We start from the raw sequence: 26,531 nt of genomic DNA, 5'->3' as shown, positions 1-26,531 counted from the left end.
GTGAAGAGGTCAATACAGGCCGAAATGAAATCCGCTAGTCTTGCTTATCCATTGAAGGAGCCAGTGCATGTTCGAATCTGCCGAAATCGGCCACAGCATCGACAAGGAGGCTTACGACGCCGAGGTACCCGCTTTACGCGAGGCCCTGCTCGAAGCCCAGTACGAACTCAAGCAGCAGGCGCGTTTTCCGGTGATCGTGCTGATCAACGGCATTGAAGGCGCCGGCAAGGGTGAGACGGTAAAACTGCTCAACGAGTGGATGGACCCGCGCATGATCGATGTGCTCACCTTCGACCAGCAGACCGACGAAGAGCTGGCCCGCCCGCCCGCCTGGCGCTATTGGCGGGCCTTGCCGCCCAAGGGGCGAATGGGTGTGTTCTTTGGCAACTGGTACAGCCAGATGCTGCAGGGGCGGGTGCACGGGGTGTTCAAGGATGCCGTGCTCGATCAGGCCATTACCGGTGCCGAACGCCTGGAGGAGATGCTGTGCGATGAAGGTGCGCTGATCATCAAGTTCTGGTTCCACCTGTCCAAGAAGCAGATGAAGGCACGGCTGAAATCGCTCAAGGACGATCCGCTGCACAGCTGGAAGATCAGCCCGCTGGATTGGCAGCAGTCGCAAACCTACGACCGCTTCGTGCGCTTTGGCGAGCGCGTGCTGCGCCGCACCAGCCGCGACTATGCGCCATGGCACATCATCGAAGGGGTAGACCCGAATTACCGCAGCCTGGCGGTGGGGCGCATTCTGCTGGAAAGCCTGCAAGCCGCGCTGGCCCACAATCCCAAGGGCAAGCACCAGGGCAACGTGGCTCCATTGGGCCACAGCATCGACGACCGCAGCCTACTCGGCGCCCTGGACATGACCTTGCGCCTGGACAAGGCCGACTATCAGGAACAGTTGATCACCGAACAGGCGCGTCTGGCCGGCCTGCTGCGTGACAAGCGCATGCGCCGGCACGCCCTGGTGGCGGTGTTCGAAGGCAACGACGCCGCCGGCAAGGGGGGCGCCATCCGCCGCGTGGCGGCGGCGCTGGACCCGCGTCAGTACCGTATCGTACCGATTGCCGCGCCGACCGAAGAAGAGCGCGCCCAGCCGTACCTGTGGCGGTTCTGGCGGCACATCCCGGCACGCGGCAAGTTCACCATCTTCGACCGTTCCTGGTATGGCCGGGTGCTGGTGGAGCGGGTGGAAGGCTTCTGCAGCCCCGCTGACTGGATGCGTGCCTATAGCGAGATCAACGACTTTGAAGAGCAGTTGGTGGATGCCGGCGTGGTGGTGGTCAAGTTCTGGCTGGCGATCGACCAGCAGACCCAACTGGAGCGCTTCGAAGAGCGTGAGCAGATTCCGTTCAAACGCTACAAGATCACCGAGGATGACTGGCGCAACCGCGACAAGTGGGACGAATACTCCCAGGCGGTGGGCGACATGGTCGACCGCACCAGCAGCGAGATTGCCCCTTGGACGCTGGTGGAGGCCAATGACAAGCGCTGGGCGCGGGTGAAGGTGGTGCGCACAATCAACCAGGCGCTTGAGGCGGCGTTTGCCAAGCACAAGAAATAGCCGAAGGTGAGGTTGCCTGTTCTGGCCGCTTCGCGGGTTTACCCGCGAAAAGGTCAGCACAGGCAACACCTCCACCCAGCCATGCCCCAAAAGAATGACCTGATGAATTCTTTTCTCGGCACTCTCCACCGTCTCTGTCCTCCAACCCCGTAGAATTCAACAACCCCCACCACGGGCTTGATCGAGGATTTTATGCACACCACTTCTGGCCGCTGGGGCTATGGGCTGTTCCTGGCACTTCTGACAGCGCTGCTCTGGGGCATCCTGCCGATCAAGCTCAAGCAGGTACTGCAAGTGGTCGATCCGATCACTGTCACCTGGTACCGCCTGCTGGTCTCCGGCGGCCTGTTGTTCGCCTGGCTGGCGGCTCAGCGGCGTTTGCCGTCCATGCGCAAGCTGGCGCCCAGGGGCAAGGGCCTGGTGCTGGTTGCGGTGCTCGGCCTGATGGGCAACTACGTGCTCTACCTGATCGGTCTCAAACTGCTTAGCCCGGGCACTGCACAACTGGTGGTACAGATCGGCCCGGTGCTGTTGCTGGTGGCCAGCGTGTTCGTGTTCCGCGAGCGCTTCAGTGTGGGGCAGGGCATGGGCCTGTTGGTGCTGCTGGCAGGGTTTGGCCTGTTCTTCAACCAGCGCCTGGAAGAGCTGCTGACTTCACTGGGTACCTACACCACCGGCGTGTTGACCATCTTGCTGGCGACCAGCATCTGGGTGTTCTACGCCCTGAGCCAGAAGCAGTTGCTGACCGTGTGGCACTCGCAGCAGGTAATGATGGTGATCTACCTCAGCTGCGCTGCGCTGCTGACACCTTGGGTGCACCCGCTGGAGGCCTTGCAACTGACCCCGGTGCAAGGCTGGCTGCTGCTGGCCTGTTGTCTGAACACCCTGGTGGCTTACGGCGCGTTCGCCGAAGCGCTGGCGCACTGGGAGGCGTCGCGGGTAAGTGCCACGCTGGCGCTGACCCCGCTGGTGACCTTCGTTGCGGTGGCGCTGGCGGCGTTGGTTTGGCCTGAGTATGTGCATGCCGAGGACATCAACGCCCTGGGCTATGTGGGGGCGGTCACGGTGGTGTTCGGTTCGGCGCTGGTAGCGCTGGGGCCCTCGCTGGTTGCGGGTTGGCGGGCCCGCAGGGCGCGGTTGGCCTAGGTCTGTCGATTGCCTGTACCGGCCCTTTCGCGGGTGAACCCGCTCCTACGATGGATCGCCTCTCGGCGTAGGAGCGGGTTCACCCGCGAAAGGGCCGGTACAGGCTACAGAGCAGTCAGCCCTTGCCGCCCGGCGCCAGCATGTTCTCCGGCCGCACCCACTGGTCGAACTGTTCATTGGTCAGGTACTTCAACGCCAATGCCGCCTCGCGCAAGGTCGTGCCCTCGCTGTAAGCCTTCTTGGCAATTTCTGCCGCCTTGTCATAGCCAATATGCGGGTTCAGCGCCGTCACCAGCATCAACCCGCGCTCCAGGTGCGCGGCCATCTGCTCGGCATCCGGCTCGATACCTGCCACGCAATGCTGCTGGAAGTTGCGGCAACCATCGGCCAGCAACTCGATGGATTGCAGCAGGTTATGAATGATCACCGGCTTGAACACATTCAACTGCAAATGCCCCTGGCTGGCGGCAAAGCCGATGGCCGCGTCGTTGCCCAGTACCTGGCAGGCCAGCATCGACAGCGCCTCGCACTGGGTGGGGTTGACCTTGCCCGGCATGATCGAGCTGCCCGGCTCGTTGGCTGGCAGGCGCACCTCGGCAAGCCCGGCGCGAGGGCCGGACCCCAGCAGGCGCAGGTCGTTGGCGATTTTCATCAGGGCCACGGCCAGGGTCTTCAGGGCTCCCGCCAGGCTGGTCAGCGGTTCGTGGCCGGCGAGGGCGGCGAACTTGTTGGGTGCAGTGATGAACGGCAGGCCGGACAGCGCCGCCAGCTCGGCCGCGATGGCCTCGGCAAAACCCTGCGGAGCGTTCAGCCCGGTACCCACGGCAGTGCCGCCCTGGGCCAGTTCGCACACCGCCGGCAGGGTGGCGCGGATAGCGCGCTGGGCGTAATCGAGCTGGGCGACGAAAGCCGACACTTCCTGGCCGAAGGTAATCGGCGTGGCGTCCATCATGTGCGTGCGGCCGGTTTTTACCAGCTTGTGGTGACGCATCGACAGCTCGGCCAGCCCCGAAGACAGTTCGGTGACGGCAGGCAGCAGCTTTTCATGCACCGCCTGGGCTGCCGCAATGTGCATGGCGGTGGGGAAGCAGTCGTTGGAGCTCTGCGAGCGGTTGACGTGGTCATTGGGGTGTACTGGCGCCTTGCCGCCACGGCCTTTGCCGGCCAGTTCGTTGGCGCGTCCGGCGATCACCTCGTTGACGTTCATGTTGCTCTGGGTGCCACTGCCCGTCTGCCAGACGACGAGCGGGAACTGATCGTCGTGCTGGCCAGCCAGCACTTCATCAGCGGCCTGTTCGATCAGCCGAGCGATGTCGGCCGGCAGGTCGCCATTGCGGTCGTTGACGCGCGCCGCGGCCTTCTTGATCAGTGCCAGGGCGTGCAACACCGCGAGGGGCATGCGTTCCTTGCCAATGGCGAAGTTGATCAGCGAACGCTGGGTCTGCGCACCCCAGTAGGCGTCCTCCGGAACTTCGACCGGGCCCAGGCTGTCTGTCTCGATACGGCTCATTCTGTACTCACTCCTGTGTAGTTCGAAATCGCAGTTTAGGCCCTGATTCGACCGAGCGGTTCCGTCGCTCGTCGTGCCACTTGAGCACATCGCCACCACGGCGCAGAATGCTCTACTCTGAGGTGCCCGCCTCCCCCTCTTTGAAGGAAATGCAATGACCCGTCTCCGTGTCCTTTGTGCCGCCGTTGCCCTGGTTTGCGCCAGCGGCCAGGTACTCGCTGCCACCGCCAGCCACAACGCTGCTGCCGAGAAATTCCTGACCCTGGCCAACGCCGACAAGCTGGGCACCCCGGTGTACATGCAAGTGCAGCAGATGTTCGCCCAGCGTTTCGCCCAGACCAAGGCCCCGGCCGCCAAGCAGCCCGTGCTGGAAAGCTACCAGGCCAAGGCCAATGCCGCGCTGGACAACGCCATCGGCTGGAACAAGCTGAAGCCGAAGATGGTCGACCTGTACACCCGGACCTTCACCGAGCAGGAGCTGAAGGACCTGGTCAAGTTCTACGAATCGCCGCTGGGCAAGAAAGTGCTGCGTGAAATGCCCAAGGTCACCCAGCAGTCGGCACAGCTGACCCAGCAGAGCCTGGAGCCAGCAGTGCCGGTGGTGAACAAGCTGCTGGAAGACATGACCAAAGAGCTGGACCCGAACGCAGGCAAGGCCGCCGCCCCAGCGAAGAAGTGAGTACGCCGCAATGACCATGCAACAACGTATCGAACAGCAACTGGCCGCGCTGGCGCCGCAACACCTGGAAGTGCTCAACGAAAGTCACATGCACAGTCGTGGTCAGGAGACCCACTACAAGGCGGTGATCGTCAGCGAGCAGTTCGCCGGGTTGAACAGCGTCAAGCGCCACCAGAAGGTGTACGCCACCATGGGTGAGCTGATGGGCGAGATCCATGCCCTGGCCATCCACACCTACACCGCCGAAGAGTGGGCCAAGGTCGGCGTTGCACCGGCCTCGCCCGTGTGTGCGGGCGGCGGGCACTGAAACCGTTCTTTTGTTCTGGTAGAATCCGCATCACCCAAAGGGGGCCGCTTAGCGGCCCCTTGCTTTTTATGCAAACGTCAAACCCGGTCCGCCCCTTACGAGGGCAACCACCTGGAGATTCCGTTACATGTCTCAAGCCATCGTCGTCGCGGCGCTGTACAAGTTCGTCACCCTGGAAGACTACGTCGAGCTGCGCGAGCCGCTGCTCAAGACCATGCTCGACAACAACGTCAAAGGCACCCTGCTGCTGGCCCAGGAGGGCATCAACGGCACCGTGTCGGGCACCCGTGAAGGCATTGATGGCCTGCTGGCCTGGTTGCGCAGCGACCCGCGTCTGGTCGATATCGACCACAAAGAATCGTACTGCGACGAACAGCCGTTCTACCGCACCAAGGTCAAGCTCAAGAAAGAGATCGTCACCCTCGGCGTGCCGGGCGTGGACCCCAACCAGGCCGTTGGCACCTATGTCGAGCCCAAGGACTGGAACGCCCTGATCAGCGACCCGGAAGTGCTGTTGATCGACACCCGCAACGACTACGAAGTGGCCATCGGTACGTTCAAGGGCGCCATCGACCCGAAGACCGAAACCTTCCGTGAGTTCCCGGAGTACATCAAGGCCAACTTCGACCCGAGCAAGCACAAGAAGGTCGCCATGTTCTGCACCGGCGGCATCCGTTGCGAAAAAGCCTCCAGCTACATGCTCGGTGAAGGCTTCGAGTCGGTCTATCATCTTAAGGGCGGCATCCTGAAATACTTCGAGGAAGTGCCTCAGGAAGAAAGCCTGTGGGACGGCGACTGCTTCGTCTTCGACAACCGGGTCACGGTGCGTCATGACCTGAGCGAAGGCGAGTACGACCAGTGCCACGCCTGCCGCCATCCGATCAATGCACAGGAGCGCGCGTCCGAGCACTATTCGCCAGGTGTCAGCTGCCCGCATTGCTGGGACAGCCTGAGCGAGAAGACCCGGCGCAGTGCCATCGACCGGCAGAAGCAGATCGAGCTGGCCAAGGCCCGCAACCTGCCGCACCCGATCGGTTACAACTACAAAGCCGAGGCTTGAAGCATGTCTGCACGCCTGATCTATGTGATGGACCCGATGTGCTCCTGGTGCTGGGGTTTTGCGCCAGTGGCTGCGGCCCTGATCGCCCAGGCGCGTGAGGCAGGCGTGCCTGCCCGCTTGGTAACGGGCGGGCTGCGTACCGGCGGCAGCGCCCTGGACAGCTCCACTCGCAAGTACATCCTGGAACACTGGCAGGCGGTGGCTGATGCTACCGGCCAGCCGTTCCGCTTCGAGGGGGCCATGCCGGACGGCTTCGTCTACGACACCGAGCCGGCCTGCCGCGCCCTGGTCACGGCCCGCGAGCTGGATGCCGAGCGCGTCTGGCCGCTGCTGGCGTTGATCCAGCGTTCGTTCTACGAACAGGGCATCGATGTGACCACCGCGCCGCAGCTGGTCGAGCTGGCCTCGCAGTGTGGCTTCGACCGTGCCGCGTTCGCCGAAGCCTTCGCCCGTGCCGATACCCGCGCCGCCACCGCGGCCGACTTCGCCTGGGCCCAGGACCTGGGTATTGCCGGGTTCCCGACCCTGCTGGCCGAGCGCAATGGCCAACTGGCCTTGCTGACCAACGGCTACCAGCCGCTGGAGCGCCTGCAACCCTTGCTCGGCCGCTGGCTGCAGCAGGCCGCCTGTGCTTGATGTACCAGGGTCACCCGACCCGGTACCGGGCAAGCCATACACTGCGGGCGATCGACTGAGCTGGGCGGAAATCCGCCGCCTGGCCTTGCATCACAAGAAAAACCTCTGGTCCGCCAACCTCATTGCGTTACTGGCGGCGTGTTGCAGTGTGCCCATTCCGCTGCTGCTGCCGCTGTTGGTGGACGAAGTTCTGCTCGGCCATGGCGATGCTGCGCTGAAGTGGATGAACCATCTGCTGCCGTCCAGCTGGCAGGTGGCAGCCGGCTACATCGGCCTGATGCTGGCGCTCACCCTGTGCCTGCGCCTGGCTGCACTGGCGTTCAACGTTATCCAGTCCAAGCTGTTCGCCGGGCTGGCCAAGGACATCGTCTACCGCCTGCGCATCCGCCTGATCGAGCGCCTCAAGCGTATTTCGCTGAAAGAGTACGAAAGCCTGGGCAGCGGCACGGTGACCACCCACCTGGTCACCGACCTGGACACCCTCGACAAGTTCGTTGGCGAAACCCTCAGCCGCTTCCTGGTGGCCATGCTGACACTGACCGGCACGGCGGCCATCCTGATCTGGATGCACTGGCAGCTGGCCTTGCTGATCTTGCTGTTCAACCCGCTGGTGATCTACTTCACCGTGCAGTTGGGCAAGCGCGTCAAGCACCTGAAAAAGCTCGAAAACGACAGCACCGCGCGCTTTACCCAGGCGCTGGCGGAAACCCTCGATGCCATCCAGGAAATCCGCGCCGGCAACCGCCAGGGCTACTTCCTTGGCCGCCTGGGCTTGCGTGCCCGCGAGGTGCGCGATTACGCCGTGGACTCGCAATGGAAAAGCGATGCCAGTGGCCGTGCCAGTGGCCTGCTGTTCCAGTTCGGCATCGACATCTTCCGCGCGGCGGCCATGCTGACCGTGCTGTTTTCCGACCTGTCGATCGGCCAGATGCTGGCGGTGTTCAGCTACCTGTGGTTCATGATCGGTCCGGTGGAGCAACTGCTTAATCTGCAATATGCGTACTACGCCGCAGGCGGTGCGCTGAGCCGCCTCAACGAGCTGCTGGCGCGTGCCGACGAGCCGCAATACCCGGCCGCCAGCGACCCGTTCGCCGGGCGCGAAACGGTGGGCATTGAAGTGCGCGACCTGCGCTTTGCCTATGCCGACGAGCCGGTGCTCGAGCACCTCGACCTGTCCATCGCTGCGGGTGAGAAGGTGGCGATTGTCGGTGCCAGCGGCGGCGGCAAGAGCACGCTGGTGCAGCTACTGCTGGGCCTTTACAGCGCCCAGGCCGGGACCATCCGCTTTGGCGGGGCCAGCCTGCAGGAAATCGGCCTGGAAACCCTGCGCGAGAACGTCGCGGTAGTGTTGCAGCACCCGTCGCTGTTCAACGACAGCGTGCGGGCCAACCTGACCATGGGCCGCGACTGCAGCGATGATGCGTGCTGGCAGGCGCTGCGCATCGCCCAGCTGGATGCCACCATCGCCGCCTTGCCGCAGGGCCTGGACAGCGTGGTAGGGCGTTCAGGCGTGCGCTTGTCCGGTGGCCAGCGCCAGCGCCTGGCCATTGCCCGCATGGTACTGGCTGAGCCCAAGGTGGTGATCCTCGACGAGGCCACCTCAGCCCTGGATGCCGCCACCGAGTACAACCTGCATCAGGCCTTGGCGTGCTTCCTCAGCGGCCGCACCACGCTGATCATCGCCCACCGCTTGTCGGCGGTGAAACAGGCCGACCGGGTGCTGGTGTTCGATGGCGGGCACGTGGCCGAAGACGGCGACCATCAGCAGCTGATTGCCGAGGGTGGGTTATACGCCAAGCTGTATGGGCATCTGCAGCAGAGCTGATTATCTGGCTGCCTTCACCGGGCTTTTGGGAGCAACTGTCTTGCTCAATTTCTAAAAGCTGGCGCGATCCCTGTGGGAGCGGGCTTGCCCGCGAACACGGGCGAAGCCCGTGCCATCCACCGCGGTGTCTTCTTCGCGGGTAAACCCGCTCCTACAATAGCCAGCGCATACGCTGTACAAATTCCCCGATTCCTTGTCATAAAAATCCCCTCCACAGCGATGGCAAATGGCCTACGCTGTGCTTGTCTGGGTCGATTTACGCCTTATCTGCTCTGTGACAGGGACTCCATGAAGGGAAATCGCACACTCGAAGCGCCAAAGTTGCTCGGCATCACCTGGCCTTTCATCGCCGTCGTGGTCCTTCAGGTGGCGCTGGGCAGCCTCAGCCTTTATACGCTCTCGGCCGTGCGTGCCTATGTCGCGGGCGAAAGCCTGTGGTCCAAGGCGCAGAAAGATGCCATCTACTACCTCAGTCTGTACGGCGAGACGCAGGACGACAGCACCTACCAGCGCTATCGCCAGGCCATTACCGTGCCCCAGGGTGACCATCGTCTGCGCGAGGTGCTCGACCACCCCAGCCCTGATCTGGACGCCGCGCGACAGGCGGTTCTGCAAGGTGGCAACCACCCTGACGATGTCGATCGGATCATCTGGTTCTACCGCAACTTTCGCCATGTCAGCTACATGCAGACAGCCATCGATTACTGGGACATCGGTGACGACTATCTGGCCAAGCTGGATGTACTGGCCGGTGAAATGCGCCAGCGTTTTGCCAATGGCCCGGCGGATCCAGACACTGTCAGCGATTGGAAGGCCCGCATTGTCGCCATCAACGAAGGCGTGACCCCGGCGGCCAAGGCCTTCAGTGATGCCTTGGGTGAAGGCTCGCGCATGTTGCTGCGGGTGCTGCTGATCACCAACCTGCTGACCGCAATGTTCCTGATCGCCATTGCCTGGCGCCGCTCCAGCAAGCTGTTGGCCCAGCGCCAGGCCTTTGCCAGCGCCCTGCAGGAAGAAAAAGAGCGTGCGCAGATTACCCTGCAGGCCATCGGGGATGCGGTGATTACAACCGATGTCGAGGGCAATATCGGCTACATGAACCCGGCCGCCGAGCAGTTGACCCACTGGCAATCCGGCCAGGCCCAGGGCCTGCCGCTGTCGGCACTGTTCAGCCTGGTGGATGAACACGCCGAGGAGGACGGTCGCAGCTTGGTCGAGCAGGTGCTCAGCGGCAGCCTCAAGGGCGGCTCCGAGCATGCCCGGCTGATCCAGCGCCTGGACGGCAGTACCGTGTCGATCAACCTGGTAGGCTCGCCAATCGTCAATGATGGCCAGGTCAGTGGCATCGTGCTGGTGCTGCACGATATGACCCAGGAACGCCAGTACATTGCCAATCTGTCCTGGCAGGCAACCCACGACGCCCTGACCGGGCTGGCCAACCGCCGCGAGTTCGAGTATCGCCTGGAACAGGCGCTCAACGACCTGGCGCGCCAGGCCGGGCGGCATTCGCTGATGTTCCTCGACCTCGACCAGTTCAAGCTGGTCAACGACACCTGTGGCCACGCTGCCGGCGATGAGTTGCTGCGGCATATCTGCGCGGTGCTGCAGTCCGGCCTGCGTGAGGGCGATACGCTGGCGCGGCTGGGCGGCGATGAATTTGGCGTGCTGCTGGAAAACTGCCCGCCCGACCAGGCCGAGCGCATTGGCGAACAATTGCGCCAGATGGTGCAGAGCCTGCACTTCGTATGGAAAGGGCGGCCGTTCGTGACCACGGTCAGCATTGGCCTGGTGCACATGGCCCAGGCCCCCGGTACCCTGGAGGCTTCGCTGCGCGCCGCCGACATGGCCTGCTACATGGCCAAGGAAAAGGGCCGAAACCGTGTGCAGGTGTACCACGCCGACGACAGCGAGCTGTCCATGCGTTTTGGCGAAATGGCCTGGATCCAGCGCTTGCATGTGGCCCTGGAAGAAAACCGCTTTTGCCTCTACGCCCAGGAAATCGCCCCGCTCAAAACCTTCGAGGGCCCGGGCCATATCGAAATTCTGTTGCGCCTGCACGACGAAAGCGGCCGCACCATCCTGCCCAGCAGCTTCATCCCGGCGGCCGAGCGCTACGGCCTGATGACCGCGCTGGACCGCTGGGTGGTGCGCAATGTGTTCATGGTCATACGCCAGTGCCTGGAAGAAGGGCGTGAAGGGCCGTTGTCGACCTGTGCCATCAACCTGTCGGGGTCCAGCATTGGCGACGACAAGTTCCTTGAATACCTCCAGCGGTTGTTCGTCGAATACGCCATTCCGCCGCGAATGATCTGCTTTGAAATTACCGAAACCAGCGCCATTGCCAACCTGGGCAGCGCCATTCGCTTCATCAATGAGCTGAAAGGGCTGGGTTGCCGTTTCTCGCTCGATGATTTTTGCGCCGGCATGTCCTCGTTCGCCTATCTCAAGCATTTGCCCGTGGACTACCTGAAGATTGACGGCAGTTTCGTCAAGGACATGCTCGACGACCCGGTCAACCGGGCCATGGTCGAGGTCATCAACCATATCGGCCATGTGATGGGTAAGCGCACGATCGCCGAGTTCGTCGAAACACCCTTGATCGAGCAGGCCTTGCAGGAAATAGGCGTGGATTACGCCCAGGGCTACCTGATCGAACGCCCCCAGGTGTTCACCTGTGACAGTTTGCAGCGCCAACGGATCGCCGCCCGGCCTCTGTTGCAGCGAGCACCTGGCACGTTTCGCTAGTTGGAAATCACAAGGATCAAGGAGCTGAAAGTGATTGACGCATTCGTTCGTATCGGGCCTTTGATGGACCCCGCCAGTTACCCCCAATGGGCCCAGCAACTGATTGAAGACTGCCGCGAGAGCAAGCGCCGGGTGGTTGAGCATGAGTTTTATGCACGACTACGCGATGGCCAGCTGAAGCAATCGACCATCCGTCAGTACCTGATCGGTGGCTGGCCGGTGGTGGAGCAGTTTTCGTTGTACATGGCGCATAACCTGACCAAGACCCGCTATGGCCGGCATCAGGGCGAGGACATGGCGCGGCGCTGGCTGATGCGCAACATCCGCGTCGAGCTCAACCATGCCGACTACTGGGTGAACTGGTGCCAGGCGCACGGTGTGCACCTGCACGAGTTGCAGGCGCAAGAGGTACCGCCCGAGCTGAACGGCCTGAACGACTGGTGCTGGCGGGTGTGCGCCACCGAGAACCTGGCCATTTCCATGGCGGCGACCAACTACGCCATCGAAGGCGCGACCGGTGAGTGGTCGGCGGTGGTGTGCTCGACCGACACCTATGCGCAGGGGTTCCCTGAAGAAGGGCGCAAGCGGGCGATGAAGTGGCTGAAGATGCATGCCCAGTATGACGATGCGCACCCGTGGGAGGCGCTGGAAATCATCTGTACCCTGGCCGGCGAGAACCCCACCCTTGGGCTGCGCAACGAACTGCGCAGGGCCATTTGCAAGAGCTACGACTGCATGTTCCTGTTCCTGGAACGCTGCATGCAGCTGGAAGGGCGCCAGCAAGGCCGTATGCGGCCGGCGTTGGCTGCGGGCTGATCGCTTTCCTGTACCGGCCTCTTCGCGGGCTTGCCCGCTCCCACAGGATCACCGCAACCCTCAAGGACTGCGCCTACCTGTGGGAGCGGGCAAGCCCGCGAAGAGGCCGATGCAGGTTTATTGGGCGTTGAACGCCTGCCCGTTCACCCCTGTGCTGTCCGGCCCCATCAGGTACAGGTACACCGGCATGATCTCTTCGGGCAGCGGGTTGTTCTGCGGGTTCTCGCCGGGGTAGGCCTGGGCCCGCATCGCCGTGCGCGTGGCGCCTGGGTTGATGCTGTTGGCGCGCACCGGCGCCACACCTTCCAGTTCATCGGCCAAGGTCTGCATCAGGCCTTCGGTGGCGAACTTCGACACGCCATAGGCGCCCCAGTAAGCCCGGCCCTTGCGCCCGACGCTGCTGCTGGTGAACACCACCGAAGCGTCCTCCGACAGCTTCAGCAGCGGCAGCAGGGTGCTGGTGAGCATGAAGGTGGCATTGACGTTGATGTGCATCACGCGCATGAAGTTGTCGCCCGACAACTGCTCCAGCGGCGTGCGCGGGCCGATGATCGACGCATTGTTGAGCAGGCCATCGAGGCGGCCGAACTGGCCTTCGATCATGGCCGCCAGCTCGTCGTACTGGTGTGGCAGGGCGGTTTCCAGGTTGAACGGGATGACCACCGGCTGCGGATGGCCGGCGGCTTCGATCTGGTCGTAGACTTCGTTCAGGTTGGCCTCGGTCTTGCCCAGCAGCAGCACGGTGGCACCCAGTGCGGCATAGGCCTTGGCAGCCGCGGCACCAATGCCACGGCCGGCACCGGTAACCAGGATGACCCGGCCTTGCAGCAGGTCGGGGCGGGCGGTGTAGTCGAACATGGTTCTGTCCTTCGAGTTCGTGTGGGCGGCCTGGGGCTATCGTAGGAGCGGGTTTACCCGCGAATGCGTCCGATCAGGCACCAGTGTTGTCTGGGCTGGCGCATTCGCGGGTGAACCCGTTCCTACAAAAGGGCGGTGCCCGGTCATCGGTCTGGGTTCAGCACCCGCACAGCGCGCTGTCGATCACTTTGCGCAGTTCCAGCGGGTGGTCCACCACCACGTCGGCACCCCAGTTGTTGGGGTTGTCCTCTGGATGAATATAGCCGTAGCGCACTGCTGCCGTGCGGGTACCTGCGTCGCGGCCAGACTCGATGTCGCGCAGGTCGTCGCCAACGAACAGCACACTGGCCGGGTCCAGGTTCAGGGTCTTGCAGGCCAGGATCAGCGGCTCGGGGTCGGGTTTGCTGTTTTTCACGTGGTCCGGGCAGATCAGCAACGCCGAACGCTCGGCCAGGCCCAGTTGCTGCATGATCGGCTCGGCGAAGCGCACCGGCTTGTTGGTGACGACGCCCCACAGCAGGTTCCCTTTCTCGATGTCGGCCAGCAGCTCAGCCATGCCCTCGAACAGCTTGCTGTGCACCGCGCAGTCGCGCTGGTAACGCTCGAGGAACTCCAGGCGCAGGGCCTCGAAGCCGTCAGCCTCCGGGTCCATGGCGAACGCAGTGGCAACCATGGCGCGGGCGCCACCCGAGATCACGCCACGGATCAGGTTGTCGTCAACGGCCGGCAGCCCGCGGTCGGCGAGCATGGCCTGGCAAATGGCGATGAAGTCCGGCGCCGTGTCCAGCAAGGTGCCGTCCATGTCGAAGAGTACTGCTCGCAAACGCATGCTTATTCCTCGCGCAGGGTCTGGATCATGTAGTTGACGTCGACGTCACTGTTGAGCTTGTAGTGCTTGGTCAGCGGGTTGTAGGTGAGGCCGATGATGTCTTTCACCTGCAGGCCGGCATCGCGGCTCCAGGCGCCCAGCTCGGACGGGCGGATGAACTTCTTGAAGTCATGGGTGCCGCGCGGCAGCATCTTCAGGATGTACTCGGCGCCGACGATGGCCAGCAGGTAGGCCTTGGGGTTGCGGTTGATGGTGGAGAAGAATACCTGGCCGCCAGGCTTGACCATGCGGTAGCAGGCGCGAATCACCGAAGACGGGTCGGGCACGTGCTCGAGCATTTCCAGGCAGGTGACCACGTCGAACTGTTCAGGCATTTCCTCGGCCAGGGCTTCGGCGGTGATCTGCCGGTATTCCACCTGCACGCCGGACTCCAGCTGGTGCAGCTGAGCCACCGCCAGTGGCGCCTCGCCCATGTCGATACCGGTGACCGTGGCGCCGCGCAGGGCCATGGCTTCGCTGAGGATGCCGCCACCGCAACCCACGTCCAGCACTTTCTTGCCGGCCAGGCTGACGCGCTCGTCGATCCAGTTGACGCGCAGCGGGTTGATTTCGTGCAGCGGCTTGAACTCGCTTTCGCGGTCCCACCAGCGGTGGGCCAGCGCTTCGAACTTGGCGATTTCGGCGCGGTCGACGTTGCTCATTGAACAGTCCTCTGAAACTTCGCAAAATTGCGCCGGAGTATACCCGAGCGCTTGGCCGCGAGGGTCGCTATAATCGCCGGTTTTTGATATCCGAATGACGGGGAGAGGCGATGCGCGAGCGACTTTTGGCGGCGGAGAAGGTGACCGCGATCCGCTGGCAGGGCGGCGCCTTGCACCTGCTCGACCAGCGCCTGCTGCCGTCGGAGGAGCGTTGGCTGGCCTGCGACAATGTTGCGCAGGTGGCCGCAGCCATCCGTGACATGGCAGTGCGCGGTGCCTCGGCGATCGGTATTGCCGCAGCTTACGGCCTGGTTCTGGCCCTTGAAGAGCGGCTGGCCGAAGGCGGCGATTGGGAAATGGACCTTGAAGACGACTTTCTCACCCTCGCCGAGGCGCGCCCTACCGCCGCCAACTTGTTCTGGGCGCTGAACCGCATGCGCGAGCGTCTGCTGCGCCTGCGTCCGGAAGAAGACGTTCTGGCGGTGCTGGAGGCTGAAGCGGTGGCCATTCACGACAGCGACCGAGAGGCCAACCTGACCATGGCCCAGCAGGGTATCGAGCTGATCCGTCGCCATCAGGGCAATGCCCAGGCCCTGCTCACCTTCGGCAACGCCGGCGCCCTTGCCAGTGGTGGCTTTGGCACCGCACTGGGGGTGATCCGTGCCGGCTACCTGGAAGGCATGGTCGAGCGGGTTTATGCCGGTGAGACTCGCCCTTGGCTGCAGGGCTCGCGCCTGACCGGCTGGGAGCTGGCCAACGAGGGCATCCCGGTGACCCTTTGTGCCGACTCGGCGCTGGCCCACCTCATGAAGACCAAGGGCATCACCTGGGTGGTGGTGGGGGCGGACTGCATCGCTGCCAATGGCGACATGGCCGGCAAGATCGGCACCTATCAGCTGGCCGTCAGTGCCATGCACCATGGCGTGCGCTTCATGGTCGTGGCGCCGAGCACCAGCATCGACCTGAACCTGGCCACGGGTGAGGATATCCCGCTGGAGGAGCGTGACGCCGACGAGTGGCTGGACTTCGGCGGTACCCCGGTGTCGCCGGGTGTCGAGGTGTTCAACCCGGTGTTCGATGTAACGCCGGCCGACCTGATCGATGTGATCGTGACCGAACGCGGCATCGTCGAGCGCCCGGATGCTGCCAAGCTGGCTCAGCTGGTTTGCCGCAAGCGCCTGCACTGATTTTGTATCGCCTCACCGGCCTCTTCGCGGGCTTGCCCGCTCCCACTGGGATATCGCATGGCCTTAGGGCCGTGGTGAACCTGTGGGGGCGGGCGAGCCCGCGAAGAGGCCGGTGCAGGCAATACAAAAACCAGGTTTCAAGCGCGGCTGAGACCAACTGCCACCTCTCCCCACCGCCCCCGCGTTTGTGATAACATCCGGCAGTTTCCAAGACCGCCCATCACGGCGGCCTTCATTGCGCAGATCCATGGCACAACTCATTGATTTGTCGTAAGTCGTCGCACCCTTATGCGCTGCGGCGGCGAGCTTCGTTCGGCCCTTGATGGAGCTGCGAAGTTTCACCAGAAAAAGGAATCAGGCTTCTCATGGGCGAACTGGCCAAAGAAATCCTCCCGGTCAATATCGAAGACGAACTGAGACAGTCTTACCTCGACTACGCGATGAGCGTGATTGTCGGGCGAGCGCTGCCCGATGCGCGTGACGGCTTGAAGCCTGTGCATCGCCGCGTTCTCTATGCGATGAGCGAACTGGGCAACGACTGGAACAAGCCGTACAAGAAATCCGCCCGTGTGGTCGGTGACGTGATCGGTAAGTACCACCCGCACGGCGACATTGCGGTCTACGACACCATCGTGCGTATGGCCCAGCCGTTCTCGTTGCGCTACCTGCTGGTCGACGGCCAGGGCAACTTCGGTTCGGTGGACGGCGACAACGCTGCTGCCATGCGATACACCGAAGTGCGCATGACCAAACTGGCCCACGAACTGCTGGCCGACCTGCACAAGGAAACCGTCGACTGGGTGCCCAACTACGACGGCACCGAGCAGATCCCGGCGGTCATGCCAACGCGTATTCCCAACCTGCTGGTCAACGGTTCCAGCGGTATTGCCGTGGGCATGGCGACCAACATTCCGCCGCATAACCTCGGCGAGGTCATCGATGGCTGCCTGGCGCTCATCGACAACCCGGAAGTCACCATCGATGAGCTGATGCAGCACATCCCTGGCCCGGACTTCCCGACTGCCGGCATCATCAACGGTCGCCAGGGCATCATCGAGGCCTATCGCACCGGCCGTGGCCGCATCTACATGCGCGCCCGCTCCGAGATCGAGGACATCGACAAGGTTGGCGGCCGCCAGCAGATCGTGATCACCGAGCTGCCGTACCAGCTGAACAAGGCGCGCCTGATCGAAAAGATCGCCGAGCTGGTCAAAGAGAAGAAGATCGAAGGCATCACCGAGCTGCGCGACGAGTCCGACAAGGACGGCATGCGCATCGTCATCGAGCTGCGTCGCGGCGAGGTGCCGGAGGTGGTGCTGAACAACCTCTACCAGCAAACCCAGCTGCAGAGCGTATTCGGCATCAACGTGGTGGCCCTGGTCGACGGCCGTCCGCGCCTGCTCAACCTCAAGGACCTGCTCGAAGCGTTCGTCCGCCACCGCCGTGAAGTGGTGACCCGTCGTACCGTATTCGAGCTGCGCAAGGCCCGTGAACGTGGCCATATCCTTGAAGGCCAGGCGGTTGCGCTGTCCAACATCGACCCGGTCATTGCCCTGATCAAGGCCTCGCCGACGCCGTCCGAAGCCAAGGAAGCCCTGGTCTCCACGCCGTGGGAATCCAGTGCCGTGCAGGTCATGGTCGAGCGCGCCGGCGCCGATTCCTGCCGCCCTGAGGACCTGCCGGAGCAGTACGGCCTGCACGACGGCAAGTACTTCCTGTCGCCGGAACAGGCCCAGGCCATTCTCGACCTGCGCCTGCACCGCCTGACCGGCCTGGAGCACGAGAAGCTGCTGGCCGAGTACCAGGAAATCCTCGAGCAGATTGGCGAGTTGATCCGCATCCTCAGCAGCGCCGAGCGCCTGATGGAAGTGATTCGCGAGGAGCTGGAGGCCATTCGTGCCGAGTACGGCGATGTGCGCCGCACCGAAATCCTCAATGCCAGCCACGACCTCAACTACGGCGACATGATCCCGGAAGAAGAGCGTGTGGTCACCATCTCCCATGGTGGTTATGCCAAGACCCAGCCATTGTCCGCCTACCAGGCCCAGCGCCGCGGCGGCAAAGGCAAGTCGGCGACCGGCGTGAAGGACGAGGACTACATCGAGCACCTGCTGGTCGCCAACAGCCATGCCACCCTGTTGCTGTTCTCCAGCAAGGGCAAGGTTTACTGGAAGAAGACCTACGAAATCCCCGAAGCGTCCCGCGCTGCCCGCGGTCGTCCGCTGGTCAACCTGCTGCCGCTGGAGGAGGGTGAGCGCATCACCGCCATGCTGCAGATCGACCTCGAAGCGCTGCAGCAGAACGCCGACCTCGACGAAGAACTGGACGAGGCTGAAGACACCGTGCTCGAGGGTGAGCTGGTAGAGGCCGAGGAAGTCGACGAAGAAGACGGCGACACCCCGGAGTGGGTTGCAGAGCCGACCGGCGCGTACATCTTCATGGCGACCGCTTCCGGTACCGTCAAGAAGACCCCGCTGGTGCAGTTCGCCCGTCCGCGCTCCAACGGCCTGATTGCCCTGAAGCTGAAGGAAGGCGACACCCTGATTGCCGCGGCCATCACCGATGGCGCCAAGGAAGTCATGATGTTCTCCGACGCTGGCAAGGTCATTCGCTTTGCCGAGAGCGTCGTGCGTGAAATGGGCCGCAACGCCCGTGGTGTGCGCGGCATGAAGCTGGGCAAAGGCCAGCGGATCATTTCGATGCTGATCCCGGAGTCCGGCTCGCAGATCCTCACCGCCTCCGAGCGTGGCTTTGGCAAGCGCACCCCGCTGTCCAAGTTCCCGCGTCGCGGCCGCGGTGGCCAGGGTGTGATCGCCATGGGTACCAAAGGGCGCAACGGCCTGCTGATCGGGGCTATCCAGGTGCAGGAAGGCGAGGAGATCATGCTGATTTCCGACCAGGGCACGCTGGTTCGCACCCGGGTTGGCGAGGTGTCCAGCCTCAGCCGCAACACCCAGGGCGTTACGCTGATCAAGCTGGCGGCCGATGAGACACTGGTGGGCCTGGAGCGTATCCAGGAGCCGTCCGAGGACGAACTCGATGAAGTGATCGAGACGGACGAGGAGGGTGTCGAGGCTGTAGCGCCAGACAATGAAAATGAAGAAGCTGCAGGTGCCGACGAGGCCCCGCAAGAGTAAGTAAGCGTAAACCCGAGCGGGGCGACCAAGGTCGCCCCGTTTGACTGTGTAGGAGCGGGCTTGCCCGCGATGCAGGCGCCACCGATCCTGCATGGAATGTGGCCACCGAATTACGATTTTGTTCTATTTGGCAGAGCGAGAGTGGATGTGAGCAAACGAGCCTTTAACTTCTGCGCAGGCCCTGCCGCGCTTCCTGACGCTGTCCTGCAGCGCGCACAGGCCGAGATGCTGGACTGGCGTGGCAAGGGGTTGTCGGTGATGGAAATGAGCCATCGCAGCGACGATTACGTGGCCATCGCCGAAAAGGCCGAGCAAGACCTGCGTGACCTGCTGTCCGTCCCCTCCAACTACAAGGTGCTGTTCCTGCAAGGCGGCGCCAGCCAGCAGTTCGCTGAAATCCCGCTGAACCTGCTGCCGGAAAACGGCACGGCCGACTACATCGAAACCGGCATCTGGTCGAAAAAGGCCATCGAGGAAGCGCGCCGTTTCGGCAACGTCAACGTCGCCGCCACTGCCAAGCCTTACGACTACCTGGCCATCCCCGGTCAGAACGAGTGGAACCTGACCAAAAACGCAGCCTACGTGCACTATGCGTCCAACGAGACCATCGGTGGCCTGCAGTTTGACTGGGTGCCGCAAACTGGTGACGTGCCGCTGGTGGTCGATATGTCGTCCGACATCCTCTCGCGCCCGATCGATGTGTCGCAGTTCGGCCTGATCTACGCCGGCGCGCAGAAGAATATCGGCCCAAGCGGCCTGGTGGTGGTGATCGTGCGCGAAGACCTGTTGGGCCATGCCCGCAGCAGCTGCCCGACCATGCTCGACTACAAGGTTTCGGCTGACAACGGCTCGATGTACAACACCCCGGCCACCTACTCCTGGTACCTCTCGGGCCTGGTCTTCGAGTGGCTGAAAGAGCAGGGCGGTGTCGAGGCCATGGAGCAGCGCAACCGTGCCAAGAAAGACCGCCTTTACGGCTTCATCGATCGCAGCGAGTTCTACACCAACCCGATCAGCGTCAACGCCCGTTCGTGGATGAACGTGCCGTTCCGCCTGGCTGACGAGCGCCTGGACAAGGCCTTCCTCGCTGGCGCCGACGCGCGTGGCCTGCTCAACCTCAAGGGCCACCGTTCGGTTGGCGGCATGCGCGCCTCCATCTACAACGCCCTGGGCCTGGAAGCGGTAGAAGCGCTGGTAGGCTACATGGCTGAATTCGAGAAGGAGCATGGCTGACATGTCCGAACAGGAGCTCAAGGCGCTGCGCGTACGCATCGACAGCCTCGACGAGAAAATTCTCGAGCTGATCAGCGACCGCGCCCGCTGCGCCGAAGAAGTGGCCCGGGTCAAGACTGCCTCGCTGAAAGAAGGCGAGAAGCCGGTGTTCTACCGTCCCGAGCGTGAAGCTGCGGTGCTCAAGCGCGTGATGGAACGCAACAAGGGCCCGCTGGGCAACGAAGAGATGGCGCGGCTGTTCCGCGAAATCATGTCGTCGTGCCTGGCCCTGGAAGAGCCGCTGAAAATCGCCTACCTCGGCCCTGAAGGTACCTTCACCCAGGCGGCGGCCATGAAACACTTCGGCCACGCGGTGATCAGTCGGCCGATGGCGGCCATCGACGAAGTGTTCCGTGAAGTGGCGGCCGGTGCCGTCAACTTCGGTGTGGTGCCGGTGGAAAACTCCACTGAAGGTGCGGTCAGCCACACCCTGGACAGCTTCCTCGAGCATGACATGGTGATTTGCGGTGAGGTCGAGCTGCGTATCCACCACCACCTGCTGGTGGGCGAGAACACCAAGACCGACAGCATCACCCGCATCTACTCCCACGCCCAGTCGCTGGCCCAGTGCCGAAAGTGGCTGGACGCTCACTACCCGAACGTGGAGCGCGTGGCCGTTTCGAGCAATGCCGAAGCGGCCAAGCGGGTCAAGGGTGAGTGGAACTCGGCGGCGATCGCCGGCGATATGGCGGCCAACCTGTACGGCCTGACCCGTCTGGCCGAGAAGATCGAAGACCGCCCGGACAACTCCACGCGCTTCCTGATGATCGGTAACCAGGAAGTACCGCCGACCGGCGACGACAAGACCTCGATCATCGTTTCGATGAGCAACAAGCCAGGTGCCTTGCATGAGTTGCTGGTGCCGTTCTATCAGAACGGCATCGACCTGACCCGCATCGAGACCCGCCCGTCGCGCAGCGGCAAGTGGACCTACGTGTTCTTCATCGACTTCGTCGGCCACCACCGCGACCCGCTGATCAAGGCGGTGCTCGAGCAGATCAGCCAGGAGGCTGTGGCGCTGAAGGTGCTGGGCTCTTATCCGAAGGCGGTGCTTTGATTCAGGGGCCTTGGGGCTGCCTTGCAGCCCTTCGCGGGCATGCCCGCTCCCACAGTGAGCATGTGATGCCGATCTCTGTGGGAGCGGGCTAGCCCGCGAAGGGCCGCGCCGCGGCCCCAATGGCCCTCACAGGCTACCTAGATTTCTGAACAGGGTTCGCACCAGTGGTAAATGCAGCAAAAACCAAACCCGCGCCCATCATCGACCGCCTGGTCGTGGTCGGTCTAGGCCTGATCGGCGGCTCGTTCGCCAAGGGCCTGCGTGAAAGCGGCCTGTGCCGCGAAGTGGTCGGTGTCGACCTGGACGCCCCCTCGCGCAAGCAGGCCGTGGCCCTGGGCGTGGTCGACCGCTGCGAAGAAGACCTTGCCGCCGCTTGTGTGGGCGCCGATGTCATCCAGCTGGCCGTACCGATCCTGGCCATGGAAAAAGTCCTCGCGCGCCTGGCCCTGCTCGACCTGGGTGATGCAATCATCACCGACGTCGGCAGCGCCAAGGGCAACGTCGTGCGGGAAGCGCGTGCCGTCTTCGGTGATCGCCTGCCGCGCTTCGTCCCGGGCCACCCCATTGCCGGTTCCGAGCAGAGCGGGGTAGAAGCCTCCAATGCCACCTTGTTCCGCCGGCACAAGGTCATCCTCACGCCGCTGGCCGAAACCGACCCCGCCGCACTGGCCCTGGTTGACCGCCTGTGGCGTACGCTGGATGCCGATGTGGAGCACATGTCTGTCGAGCGCCATGACGAAGTACTGGCCGCCACCAGCCATCTGCCACACCTGCTGGCCTTTGGCCTGGTCGACTCACTGGCCAAACGCAATGAAAACCTCGAGATCTTCCGGTACGCTGCGGGTGGGTTCCGCGATTTCACAAGAATCGCCGGCAGCGATCCGACCATGTGGCATGACATCTTCCTCGCCAACCGCGACGCTGTCCTGCGCACGCTTGATACATTTCGCAGTGATCTCGACGCCCTGCGCGACGCGATCGCTGAAGGGGATGGGCACCAGCTGCTGGGTGTATTCACCCGCGCACGGGTTGCCCGCGAGCATTTCAGTAAAATCCTGGCCCGCCGGGCCTATGTGGACGCTATGAACGCCAACGATCTGATTTTCCAGGCCCAACCGGGTGGCCGCCTGAACGGGCGGATCCGTGTACCGGGCGACAAGTCGATTTCCCATCGCTCGATCATGCTCGGCTCGCTGGCCGAAGGTACTACCGAGGTCGAAGGCTTCCTCGAAGGCGAAGATGCGCTGGCGACCCTGCAGGCATTCCGTGACATGGGTGTGGTCATCGAAGGCCCCAACCACGGTCGTGTGACCATTCACGGCGTGGGCCTGCATGGCCTGAAGCCGCCACCAGGGCCGCTGTACGTAGGTAACTCCGGTACTTCGATGCGCCTGCTGTCGGGCCTGTTGGCCGGTCAGCCGTTCGATGTCACCATGACCGGTGACGCCTCGCTGTCCAAGCGCCCGATGAACCGTGTGGCCAACCCGCTGCGCGAAATGGGTGCTGTGGTCGAGACCGGCCCGTACGGCCGCCCGCCGCTGACCATCCGCGGTGGCCACAAGCTCAAAGGCTTGACCTACACGCTGCCGATGGCTAGCGCCCAGGTCAAATCCTGCCTGCTGCTGGCCGGCCTGTACGCCGAAGGCAAGACCACTGTCACCGAGCCTGCGCCTACCCGTGACCACACCGAGCGCATGCTGCGCGGTTTTGGCTATTCGGTCGACAGCAATGGCCCGGTGGCCTCGCTGCAGTCCGGTGGCAAGCTGACCGCTACCCGGATCGAAGTGCCGGCAGACATTTCCTCGGCAGCGTTCTTCCTGGTCGCAGCCTCTATCGCTGAAGGCTCCGAGCTGGTGCTGGAGCATGTCGGCATCAACCCGACCCGTACTGGCGTGATCGACATCCTGCGCCTGATGGGCGGCGACATCACCCTGGAAAACCAGCGTGAAGTGGGTGGCGAACCCGTGGCCGACCTGCGTGTGTGCGGTGCCAAGCTGAAGGGTATCGACATTCCTGAAGCGTTGGTGCCGCTGGCCATCGACGAATTCCCGGTCTTGTTCGTGGCCGCTGCCTGCGCTGAAGGGCGTACCGTGCTGCGTGGCGCCGAAGAGCTGCGGGTGAAGGAGTCCGACCGCATCCAGGTGATGGCCGATGGCCTCACCACCTTGGGCATCAAGTGCGAGCCGACCCCGGACGGCATCATCATCGACGGTGGCCAGATGGGCGGCGGCGAAGTGCATGGGCATGGTGACCACCGCATCGCCATGGCCTTCAGCGTGGCTTCGCTGCGCGCCAGTGCGCCGATTCGCATTCACGACTGCGCCAACGTCGCCACCTCGTTCCCCAACTTCCTGGCGCTGTGCGCCGAAGTGGGGATTCGCGTGGCAGAAGAGGGCAAGTCGTGAATTCAATGGCACCGGTTATCACCATCGACGGGCCAAGCGGCTCGGGCAAGGGCACGGTCGCCGGGCTGATTGCCCGCGAGCTGGGCTGGAAGCTGCTGGACTCCGGCGCGCTGTATCGCTTGCTGGCATTCAATGCCAGCAACCACGGCGTCGACCTGACCAACGAAGAGCTGTTGACCAAGCTTGCCGCCCATCTGGATGTGCAGTTCATCGCTGCCGAGCCCGGTAAGCTGCAACAGATCATCCTTGAGGGTGAGGACGTCAGCAACGTCATCCGTACCGAAACCGTCGGTGCCGGTGCATCGATGGTGGCCTCGCTGCCGGCAGTGCGTGATGCGCTGCTGGTGCGTCAGCGTGAGTTCCGCGAAGTGCCGGGGCTGATTGCTGACGGTCGCGACATGGGTACCGTGGTGTTCCCGGATGCGCCATTGAAGGTCTTCCTCACCGCCAGCGCGGAGGAGCGCGCACGTCGCCGCTACCTGCAGTTGAAGGGCAAGGGTGAAGATGTTAGTCTGTCGAGTCTGCTGGATGAGATTCGTGCGCGTGATGAACGCGACACCCAACGTGCAGTGGCCCCGCTGAAACCAGCGGCCGATGCCATTCAGTTGGACTCTACCGAGTTGTCCATCGAGCAGGTGTTGCAACGTATCAGAAGCGAGATCGCCCAGCGCGACCTTATCTGATAGCCAGGAAAGCAGGCAGGGGCACCAGTCAACGTCCTGCCGGCTTTCCTTTACTTAAAACGAACCCACATTGTCTGGAATGTGGTTATGGGCGTCTGTTTCGCCCGAATCTACAGGAATTAAAATGAGCGAAAGCTTTGCAGAACTCTTTGAAGAAAGCCTGAAAACCCTCAATCTTCAGCCGGGTGCGATCATCACCGGTATCGTTGTCGACATCGACGGCGACTGGGTTACCGTACACGCTGGCCTGAAGTCCGAGGGCGTCATCCCGCTCGAGCAGTTCTACAACGAAGCTGGCGAGCTGACCATCAAGGTCGGTGACGAAGTTCACGTTGCGCTGGACGCGGTCGAAGACGGCTTTGGCGAAACCAAGCTGTCCCGTGAAAAAGCCAAGCGCGCCGAGTGCTGGATTGTTCTGGAAGCAGCTTTCGCCGCCGAAGAAGTGGTCAAGGGCGTTATCAACGGTAAGGTTAAGGGCGGCTTCACTGTCGACGTTAACGGCATCCGTGCGTTCCTGCCGGGCTCCCTGGTTGATGTCCGCCCAGTGCGCGACACCACCCACCTGGAAGGCAAAGAGCTGGAATTCAAGGTCATCAAGCTGGACCAGAAGCGCAACAACGTTGTCGTTTCCCGTCGCAGCGTGCTGGAAGCCGAGAACAGCGCCGAGCGCGAAGCCCTGCTGGAAACCCTGCAGGAAGGCCAGCAAGTCAAAGGTATCGTCAAGAACCTCACCGACTACGGCGCATTCGTGGACCTGGGCGGTATCGACGGCCTGCTGCACATCACCGACATGGCCTGGAAGCGCATCAAGCACCCATCGGAAATCGTTAACGTTGGCGACGAAGTCGACGTACGCGTTCTGAAGTTCGACCGTGAGCGCAACCGCGTTTCGCTGGGTCTGAAGCAGATGGGCGAAGATCCGTGGGTAGCTATCACTGCCCGTTACCCAGAAGGTACTCGCGTACAGGCTCGCGTTACCAACCTGACCGACTACGGCTGCTTCGCTGAGCTGGAAGAAGGCGTTGAAGGTCTGGTACACGTTTCCGAAATGGACTGGACCAACAAGAACATCCACCCGTCGAAAGTCGTTCAGGTTGGCGACGAAGTGGAAGTCATGGTTCTGGACATCGACGAAGAGCGTCGTCGTATCTCCCTGGGCATCAAGCAGTGCAAGTCCAACCCATGGGAAGACTTCTCCGGCCAGTTCAACAAGGGTGACAAGATCACCGGTACCATCAAGTCGATCACCGACTTCGGTATCTTCATTGGTCTGGACGGCGGCATCGACGGTCTGGTTCACCTGTCCGACATCTCCTGGAACGAAACCGGCGAAGAAGCCGTTCGTCGTTTCAAGAAGGGCGACGAGCTGGAAACCGTCATCCTGTCGGTTGACCCAGAGCGCGAGCGCATCTCCCTGGGCATCAAGCAGCTGGAAGACGATCCGTTCTCCAACTTCGTTGCTGTCAATGACAAGGGCGCTATCGTCAAGGGCATCGTGAAAGAAGTTGACGCCAAAGGCGCCATCGTCACCCTGGCCGACGACATCGAAGCCACTCTGAAAGCTTCCGAAATCAGCCGTGACCGCGTTGAAGACGCGCGTAACGTTCTGAAGGAAGGCGAAGAGATCGAAGCCAAGATCATCAGCGTTGACCGCAAGTCCCGCGTTATCAGCCTGTCGATCAAATCGAAAGACGACGCTGAAGAGCGCGAAGCTATCCAGAGCCTGAAAAACGCTCCGGAAGCTGCTGCCGACACCACCATGGCTGCGCTGCTGCGCGAAGCAATGGCCAAGCAGAACTGAGTTCTGTTTGATCGGTAATAAAAGGGCGACCCTCGGGTCGCCCTTTTTTTGTGCTCCGCAATCAGGCGGCGCGGCGGATGGCACCGGCTTCGCCGGTGTTCGCGGGTAAACCCGCTCCTACACCGATGGCGCTGGATCACACTCGCCTCAGGCCGACGCACCCCGTTGTAGGAGCGGGCTTGCCCGCGAATCAGGCGGCGCGGTGGATGGCACCGGCTTCGCCGGTGTTCGCGGGTAAACCCGCTCCTACACCGATGGCGCTGGATCACACTCGCCTCAGGCTGACGTACCCCGTTGTAGGAGCGGGCTTGCCCGC

20 protein-coding genes are annotated in these 26,531 nt (G+C 62.8%); 16 read left to right on the top strand and 4 right to left on the bottom strand.

Annotated elements, in window-relative coordinates:
• Positions 1-67 precede the first annotated feature (67 nt).
• Together pap and ACF8O8_RS22485 are read left to right on the top strand one after the other, a co-directional pair.
• Positions 68-1,561, top strand: a complete 1,494-nt coding sequence (gene pap, locus ACF8O8_RS22490) for a polyphosphate:AMP phosphotransferase (protein ID WP_392510506.1) — start codon at positions 68-70, stop codon at positions 1,559-1,561.
• A gap of 192 nt (positions 1,562-1,753) precedes the next feature.
• The gene (locus ACF8O8_RS22485) at positions 1,754-2,707 is read left to right on the top strand and encodes a DMT family transporter (RefSeq protein ID WP_350298699.1); all 954 of its coding nucleotides are present in this window, start codon (positions 1,754-1,756) and stop codon (positions 2,705-2,707) included.
• A 115-nt stretch (positions 2,708-2,822) separates the two neighbouring features.
• Here ACF8O8_RS22485 and ACF8O8_RS22480 read toward each other — a convergent pair whose 3' ends face one another.
• Positions 2,823-4,217, bottom strand: coding sequence for a class II fumarate hydratase (locus ACF8O8_RS22480; protein ID WP_392510505.1), 1,395 nt, complete (start codon positions 4,215-4,217; stop codon positions 2,823-2,825).
• 154 nt (positions 4,218-4,371) lie between these two features.
• Between ACF8O8_RS22480 and ACF8O8_RS22475 the strand changes: the two genes are divergently transcribed.
• From ACF8O8_RS22475 to ACF8O8_RS22445, 7 genes are all read left to right on the top strand, one after another.
• Positions 4,372-4,896, top strand: a complete 525-nt coding sequence (locus ACF8O8_RS22475) for a DUF2059 domain-containing protein (protein ID WP_010952796.1) — start codon at positions 4,372-4,374, stop codon at positions 4,894-4,896.
• Positions 4,897-4,906: 10 nt separating this feature from the next.
• Positions 4,907-5,203: a BolA family transcriptional regulator gene (locus tag ACF8O8_RS22470; RefSeq protein ID WP_010952797.1), complete on the top strand. Its 297-nt coding sequence runs from the start codon at positions 4,907-4,909 to the stop codon at positions 5,201-5,203.
• 127 nt (positions 5,204-5,330) lie between these two features.
• Positions 5,331-6,263, top strand: coding sequence for a rhodanese-related sulfurtransferase (locus ACF8O8_RS22465; RefSeq protein WP_392510504.1), 933 nt, complete (start codon positions 5,331-5,333; stop codon positions 6,261-6,263).
• Between the two features lie 3 nt (positions 6,264-6,266).
• Positions 6,267-6,899 (top strand): DsbA family protein, encoded by a 633-nt coding sequence (locus ACF8O8_RS22460; RefSeq protein WP_049587258.1) that lies wholly within the window; start codon positions 6,267-6,269, stop codon positions 6,897-6,899.
• Entirely contained in the window at positions 6,892-8,724 is a 1,833-nt protein-coding gene (locus tag ACF8O8_RS22455) for an ABC transporter ATP-binding protein (RefSeq protein ID WP_010952800.1), read from the top strand. Before ACF8O8_RS22460 ends, ACF8O8_RS22455 begins: the two co-directional genes overlap by 8 nt.
• 288 nt (positions 8,725-9,012) lie before the next feature.
• Positions 9,013-11,469: an EAL domain-containing protein gene (locus tag ACF8O8_RS22450; RefSeq protein ID WP_392510503.1), complete on the top strand. Its 2,457-nt coding sequence runs from the start codon at positions 9,013-9,015 to the stop codon at positions 11,467-11,469.
• A gap of 30 nt (positions 11,470-11,499) precedes the next feature.
• The gene (locus ACF8O8_RS22445) at positions 11,500-12,285 is read left to right on the top strand and encodes a TenA family transcriptional regulator (RefSeq protein ID WP_003252654.1); all 786 of its coding nucleotides are present in this window, start codon (positions 11,500-11,502) and stop codon (positions 12,283-12,285) included.
• Between the two features lie 117 nt (positions 12,286-12,402).
• On the opposite strand, the gene ACF8O8_RS22440 is transcribed toward ACF8O8_RS22445, so the two are convergent.
• The 3 genes from ACF8O8_RS22440 to ubiG form a co-directional block, all read right to left on the bottom strand.
• A complete protein-coding gene (locus ACF8O8_RS22440; RefSeq protein WP_003252656.1) occupies positions 12,403-13,143 on the bottom strand; it encodes a YciK family oxidoreductase in 741 nt (246 codons plus the stop codon).
• Between the two features lie 157 nt (positions 13,144-13,300).
• The gene (mupP, locus tag ACF8O8_RS22435) at positions 13,301-13,972 is read right to left on the bottom strand and encodes an N-acetylmuramic acid 6-phosphate phosphatase MupP (protein ID WP_003252659.1); all 672 of its coding nucleotides are present in this window, start codon (positions 13,970-13,972) and stop codon (positions 13,301-13,303) included.
• Between the two features lie 2 nt (positions 13,973-13,974).
• Complete coding sequence (ubiG, locus tag ACF8O8_RS22430; RefSeq protein WP_003252662.1) at positions 13,975-14,673, bottom strand: bifunctional 2-polyprenyl-6-hydroxyphenol methylase/3-demethylubiquinol 3-O-methyltransferase UbiG; 699 nt, start codon at positions 14,671-14,673, stop codon at positions 13,975-13,977.
• A 110-nt stretch (positions 14,674-14,783) separates the two neighbouring features.
• Here ubiG and mtnA point away from each other — a divergent pair, with 110 nt between their 5' ends.
• From mtnA to rpsA, 7 genes are all read left to right on the top strand, one after another.
• Entirely contained in the window at positions 14,784-15,860 is a 1,077-nt protein-coding gene (mtnA, locus tag ACF8O8_RS22425) for an S-methyl-5-thioribose-1-phosphate isomerase (protein ID WP_392510502.1), read from the top strand.
• 365 nt (positions 15,861-16,225) lie between these two features.
• Positions 16,226-18,997, top strand: a complete 2,772-nt coding sequence (gene gyrA / locus ACF8O8_RS22420; RefSeq protein ID WP_070094765.1) for a DNA gyrase subunit A — start codon at positions 16,226-16,228, stop codon at positions 18,995-18,997.
• Positions 18,998-19,144: 147 nt separating this feature from the next.
• Positions 19,145-20,230: a 3-phosphoserine/phosphohydroxythreonine transaminase gene (serC, locus tag ACF8O8_RS22415; protein WP_010952806.1), complete on the top strand. Its 1,086-nt coding sequence runs from the start codon at positions 19,145-19,147 to the stop codon at positions 20,228-20,230.
• Between the two features lies 1 nt (position 20,231).
• Positions 20,232-21,326 carry a prephenate dehydratase gene (pheA, locus tag ACF8O8_RS22410; protein WP_003252669.1) on the top strand — a complete coding sequence of 365 codons (1,095 nt, stop codon included), beginning with the start codon at positions 20,232-20,234 and terminating at the stop codon, positions 21,324-21,326.
• Between the two features lie 197 nt (positions 21,327-21,523).
• Positions 21,524-23,731, top strand: coding sequence for a bifunctional prephenate dehydrogenase/3-phosphoshikimate 1-carboxyvinyltransferase (locus tag ACF8O8_RS22405; protein WP_392510525.1), 2,208 nt, complete (start codon positions 21,524-21,526; stop codon positions 23,729-23,731).
• A 5-nt stretch (positions 23,732-23,736) separates the two neighbouring features.
• Positions 23,737-24,414, top strand: a complete 678-nt coding sequence (cmk, locus tag ACF8O8_RS22400) for a (d)CMP kinase (RefSeq protein WP_003252672.1) — start codon at positions 23,737-23,739, stop codon at positions 24,412-24,414.
• Between the two features lie 124 nt (positions 24,415-24,538).
• Positions 24,539-26,215 (top strand): 30S ribosomal protein S1, encoded by a 1,677-nt coding sequence (gene rpsA / locus ACF8O8_RS22395; RefSeq protein ID WP_003252673.1) that lies wholly within the window; start codon positions 24,539-24,541, stop codon positions 26,213-26,215.
• Positions 26,216-26,531: the final 316 nt, after the last annotated feature.

Origin of the sequence: Pseudomonas sp. TYF_14, assembly GCF_043105275.1 — a bacterium.
GTDB classification, from domain to species: Bacteria; Pseudomonadota; Gammaproteobacteria; order Pseudomonadales; family Pseudomonadaceae; genus Aquipseudomonas; species Aquipseudomonas alloputida.
This window is presented reverse-complemented; position numbering and strand designations above follow the sequence as displayed.

Bases quoted from the DNA above. Each gene is read 5' to 3' on its own strand.
- pap (WP_392510506.1), top strand. From the start codon at position 68: ATGTTCGAATCTGCCGAAATCGGCCACAGCATCGACAAGGAGGCTTAC.
- ACF8O8_RS22485 (WP_350298699.1), top strand. From the start codon at position 1,754: ATGCACACCACTTCTGGCCGCTGGGGCTATGGGCTGTTCCTGGCACTT.
- ACF8O8_RS22480 (WP_392510505.1), bottom strand. From the start codon at position 4,217: ATGAGCCGTATCGAGACAGACAGCCTGGGCCCGGTCGAAGTTCCGGAG.
- ACF8O8_RS22475 (WP_010952796.1), top strand. From the start codon at position 4,372: ATGACCCGTCTCCGTGTCCTTTGTGCCGCCGTTGCCCTGGTTTGCGCC.
- ACF8O8_RS22470 (WP_010952797.1), top strand. From the start codon at position 4,907: ATGACCATGCAACAACGTATCGAACAGCAACTGGCCGCGCTGGCGCCG.
- ACF8O8_RS22465 (WP_392510504.1), top strand. From the start codon at position 5,331: ATGTCTCAAGCCATCGTCGTCGCGGCGCTGTACAAGTTCGTCACCCTG.
- ACF8O8_RS22460 (WP_049587258.1), top strand. From the start codon at position 6,267: ATGTCTGCACGCCTGATCTATGTGATGGACCCGATGTGCTCCTGGTGC.
- ACF8O8_RS22450 (WP_392510503.1), top strand. From the start codon at position 9,013: ATGAAGGGAAATCGCACACTCGAAGCGCCAAAGTTGCTCGGCATCACC.
- ACF8O8_RS22440 (WP_003252656.1), bottom strand. From the start codon at position 13,143: ATGTTCGACTACACCGCCCGCCCCGACCTGCTGCAAGGCCGGGTCATC.
- mupP (WP_003252659.1), bottom strand. From the start codon at position 13,972: ATGCGTTTGCGAGCAGTACTCTTCGACATGGACGGCACCTTGCTGGAC.
- ubiG (WP_003252662.1), bottom strand. From the start codon at position 14,673: ATGAGCAACGTCGACCGCGCCGAAATCGCCAAGTTCGAAGCGCTGGCC.
- mtnA (WP_392510502.1), top strand. From the start codon at position 14,784: ATGCGCGAGCGACTTTTGGCGGCGGAGAAGGTGACCGCGATCCGCTGG.
- gyrA (WP_070094765.1), top strand. From the start codon at position 16,226: ATGGGCGAACTGGCCAAAGAAATCCTCCCGGTCAATATCGAAGACGAA.
- pheA (WP_003252669.1), top strand. From the start codon at position 20,232: ATGTCCGAACAGGAGCTCAAGGCGCTGCGCGTACGCATCGACAGCCTC.
- cmk (WP_003252672.1), top strand. From the start codon at position 23,737: ATGGCACCGGTTATCACCATCGACGGGCCAAGCGGCTCGGGCAAGGGC.
- rpsA (WP_003252673.1), top strand. From the start codon at position 24,539: ATGAGCGAAAGCTTTGCAGAACTCTTTGAAGAAAGCCTGAAAACCCTC.